This is a genomic window from Rhodococcus sp. 05-2254-5 (assembly GCF_002258575.1).
Classification (GTDB): domain Bacteria; phylum Actinomycetota; class Actinomycetes; order Mycobacteriales; family Mycobacteriaceae; genus Rhodococcoides; species Rhodococcoides fascians.
This window is the reverse complement of record NZ_NOZG01000016.1, coordinates 1-1,435: the sequence shown is the minus strand read 5'-3', so window position 1 is coordinate 1,435 and position 1,435 is coordinate 1. Positions and strand designations below refer to the sequence as shown.

General features: G+C 66.8%; 1 protein-coding gene. It reads right to left on the bottom strand.

The window, feature by feature from the left end; all coding sequences use genetic code 11:
* The coding region (locus tag CH278_RS11020) for an acetyl-CoA carboxylase biotin carboxylase subunit (protein WP_143536240.1) at positions 1–1,435 on the bottom strand (1,435 nt) is incomplete at both ends.

Below are 1,435 nucleotides of genomic sequence, written 5' to 3'. Positions count from 1 at the left end.
AGGGAGACCTCGACGCGTCGGCCCCCGACCTCGACGATGACGGACTGCCGGGGCAGGGCCTCGTCGTCGTCGATCGGTTGCCCGGCGGTGAACGGGGGAACCTGGTTGTCCCATTCGGTTTCGATCCACCGGGTGTGGACGGAGAAGGAGTCGCCGTCGCCGATGAACGCGGGATCGGAGACCACCGCAGCGTGGAACGGGATGACCGTCGCCAAGCCTTCGACGGTGAATTCGGCCAGGGCCCGGCGGGAGCGGGCGAGGGCTTCCTCGCGGGTGGCTCCGGTGACGATGAGTTTGGCGAGCATCGAATCGAACTGGCCGCCGATCACGCTGCCGGATTCGACACCGGAGTCGACGCGCACTCCCGGTCCGGAGGGGGCGGTGAAGGTGGTGACCGGTCCGGGGGCGGGCAGGAACCCACGCCCGGCGTCTTCGCCGTTGATCCGGAACTCGAACGAATGCCCCCGCGGTTCGGGATCTTCGGTGATGGTCAGTTCTTCGCCGTTGGCGATGCGGAACTGCTGCAGCACCAGGTCGATGCCGGAGGTTTCCTCGGTGACGGGGTGCTCGACCTGCAGGCGGGTGTTGACCTCCAGGAAGCTGACGAGGCCGTCTTGGCCGACGAGGTATTCGACGGTCCCGGCGCCGTAGTAGCCGGCTTCGAGGCAGATGGCTTTGGCGCTGGAGTGGATTTCTTTGCGTTGGGCGTCGGTCAGGAACGGGGCGGGGGCTTCTTCGACGAGTTTCTGGAAGCGGCGTTGCAGGGAGCAGTCGCGGGTGCCGGCGACGATGACGTTGCCGTGTTGGTCGGCGATGACCTGGGCTTCGACGTGGCGTGGTTTGTCGAGGTAGCGTTCGACGAAGCATTCCCCGCGCCCGAATGCTGCGACGGCTTCGCGGGTGGCGGAGTCGAACAGTTCGGGGATTTCCTCGCGGGTGCGGGCGACTTTCATGCCGCGTCCGCCGCCACCGAAGGCGGCTTTGATGGCGATGGGGAGGCCGTGTTCGTCGACGAACGCAAGGATTTCGTCGGCGTCTTTGACCGGTTCGGAGGTGCCGGGGACGGAGGGGGCTTTGGCGCGGGCGGCGATGTGGCGGGCGGTGACCTTGTCGCCGAGATCGCGGATGGACTGCGGGGAGGGTCCGATCCAGATCAGTCCTGCATCGATGACGGCTTGGGCGAAGTCGGCGTTCTCGGAGAGGAATCCGTAGCCGGGGTGGATGGCGTCGGCTCCGGATTTGGCGGCCGCGTCCAAGATTTTGTCGATCACCAGGTACGACTCCGCGGAGGTTTGTCCGCCGAGTGCGAATGCTTCGTCGGCCAGGCGGACGAACGGTGCGTCGGCGTCGGGTTCGGCGTACACAGCGACACTGGCCAGCCCGGCATCAGCGGCCGCCCGGATCACCCGAACCGCGATCTCACCACGATTGGCAA